Consider the following 3122-nt stretch of genomic DNA (forward strand, 5'->3'; position numbering starts at 1 on the left):
GTCTGGCAGAAGGAGCTATTTGGCGATATCAACTCCACACCCTCCAGCAACACGCCGCTGAAGGCGAACCCGCCATCCGTGCCGACGACCCTGCTGACACAGGGCTTTCAGGCTGGGGCGGTGGTGCCACCGCATAGTTTGACATTTGAACCGATGCGAACCCGTGTGGTTGCGAGTGCTACTCAAGGTGGCAAGGTACAGGTTGGCAGTTTGTCTGGTATGAGAACCAATGGGAGCAGCCACACTGAATTGCCGGCTGGCCCAAGGACTCGCCGACCAAAAGGGTGGGATTGCTATTATTTTGTGACTTTGCCGGCATCCGCATTATCTGGTACGTACCAAGTGTTGGATGCGACAGGATCGCTAGTTGGCTCGTGCGATAAGGTGGGGCAAGAGATAAAGTTCAAAGTACGCGGCGGAAATGCAGAGTTCGATTCAGCAATGATGCTTGCTACGACACACACATTGCGCTACCAGGCCAGCGCGGCATCCAGTACTTGGGCCAATTTGGGCACCATCGCAGTTTCTGCGGAGGCAGAATCGGAACCAGATTTTGACAAATATAGAATCTTTACACGTGCAACCATCACCGCCGTACGGCACACCGAGGCGTTTCTCATCTACGGCGCCAACCTGCCCGGTTCCATCGACGCCACATTTTATAGGCGAGACAACTTATCGAATCAACGCACGCTTCAGCTGAGTAAAGCAACGGACATGGAAGCATTCCTGCTGGACGGCGGGAAGCTCGATCCGGGTGGTTATATAGCAGTCCTGCAATGCAAGCGCGATGGCCAATTGATCGAGCTGGACAGAGTGGAGCTGAATATTGCGGATAACCACACAGTGACCATCACTCAGCAAGAGAGTGCAACTGCACCTGGCAATCAACTTGCCCTGGTCAACAGCGTGGAAAGCAATGGCACCCGGGCATATCAATTCAATATACCGGGCGTGGGTGAAGGAAAGATCTACTATCGCAACGCCAATACATCAGACGCATGGCAATCAAAACCGTTTGCTAGTGGGGCTGATATTACTCTGCCAGCGCAGGATCTGGATTTCCTGATCAATGCCAATGGTACTTGGTATTCTGCATCGACCGCCCAGGCACAAAAATCAGGTGGCATGCCTTGGGCAATGGCCATCACGCAAACCACCCCACCCACCATGCCATCCATCACGCTCAATACGGCGGGGGCAGCTTGGTTGCGGTACAAGGTGTTTCAGTCGAAAGATGGTGGTTTGAAAAATTTGTATCAGGGCTCGCGGCAAGTGGCAGCCAACCAATCGACTGTTCCGATTGATTTGAGTGGCGTGGCGGATCTGGATCGGTTCCTGCGTAATGACAACACCAATGGCATCTGGGTTGAATACGAATTGCTGGATGGTCAGCCGATCGGCGACATGTTGGATTTTTCTGACAACCGCTATCGTCGTGCCAATGGCACAGGCTATGTCTCGCTATTGGGTCGTCAGACGACCGGCGGCTTCAATCTGCTGCCGGATGTGACGCACTCGATCAATACCTCGTCGATGGTTCGCGTTCCAGAATGCTACCTGCCCAATTTCACCCGGGGCGCCAACCCGACACTGGCTGTCAAAGTAGGCAGTGACACCATCAACTTGGTGTCCGGTCAGGATTACACCTTCGATCAAGATCGAATCCGCCTCAAGCTGACCCGGTGGTTACCCCCGACCGGCAATCGGGATCTGCAGTTGATCTATATGGATGACACGCAGAAGATCACCGGCACGGTCACGGTCTATGCCAACAAGGACGTCAATGAGGCAGCCAATGCTTTGCTGGTGGGGAATCTGAAGCGTCAAGCGGGTGATGGCCAATTACCCATCAGTGTCAGCGGGGCCAGCGTATTGTCATTGGAATATCAGTTGGCATCGGGCGGCAATACGTGGCTGGCCGCCCAGGTGAATGCCCTAGGCGGTGGTGCCTTTGTGTGGAACGCCGCCACCTTGTCCGCCGAGTACAAAGACAAGCCGTTGACACTGCGCTACACCGCCAAAGATCAGCAGGGTCGCGTCATTGGCACCGGCAGTGGTACGGCGACCATTGAACGCGCGGGCCTGATCACGAGCAGCTTCACGGTCCAGAAACAGCCCGCCGAGGTGGTTTTCAGCCAAAAGGAAAACCAGGCTCAGGTGACCCGATTCGTGTTGCAGATCCAAAAGAAGGGAGAGACGGCTTGGCAGGAGATCGTATTTGACGGTGGCCAGCTCCCCGCCCGCCTGACGAGTAGCCGCTACCCGGCACTGGATGTCAGCAAGGATAGTGCCGAATTCAACTACCAGTTCCAGTCCTATAACGGCAAAGTATTGTTATCCAAAGGCAAGGGTAGCCTGCGGGTGGACAGCACGGGCCAAGTCACCGTGACTAGCCAGCAGGCTGATCGCAAACCGACCATCGTCAGCCTGTATGGCCCCCCTGGGCGCAATGTCGCCAAGCTGCGGGCGACCTATCTCGACCCCGCCACGAACCAGCTTACGAACAAGGTGGTGATTGGCGAATGGGATGCCGTCGCCAAGCGGACCGAATTCGCCTGGGATGTCGATGCGATGATGCCCAAGCAGGGAGAGCTGAAGCTGGAGATCAAACTGGCGCTGCTGACAGAAACGGATGCGCCCTATCGCAATGAAATCGGTGACGCCATCCAGCTGGACGCCCGGCTGACCCTGCTGGGTGAAGACCGGGCACTGGGCAAAGACAAGCCTTATGAAATTGAACAGCGTGTCATGTCAGTGGGCAAGTCCTACGCGGTCCAGATCAGCAAACGGCTGAGCTACAACGCCTTTGGCCAGATTGCCGAAGAGATCGACGACCGGGTCAAGGAACGCGCCCGCGAGATGATCAACCTGCACGTGCCCAATGGTGCCAGTGTACCGGTCAACGAGCAGGCGATCACCACCCGCTTTGAATACAACACACAAGGCCAGTTGCTCAAGAAGACCGACCCAGAGACGGACGTGACGTATGGGAACGGCTTCCGGGAGCGGGCGCAGCCGGTGACACGCTATGGCTATGACCTGTTGGGCCGGTTGGTGAGCAAGCTGGACGGCAACGGCCAGCGCGAGACACAGCAGGTGCTGGCGGGCACGACCGCGCA

At 56.3% G+C, this 3122-nt stretch carries 1 protein-coding gene; it reads left to right on the forward strand.

All coding sequences use genetic code 11. The features are described 5' to 3' along the window. Positions 1-717: 717 nt before the first annotated feature. On the forward strand, positions 718-3122 hold a 2405-nt coding region (locus HNQ59_RS19170; protein WP_184041995.1), incomplete at its 3' end, for an RHS repeat domain-containing protein.

This window comes from Chitinivorax tropicus, from assembly GCF_014202905.1.
Lineage (GTDB): Bacteria > Pseudomonadota > Gammaproteobacteria > Burkholderiales > SCOH01 > Chitinivorax > Chitinivorax tropicus.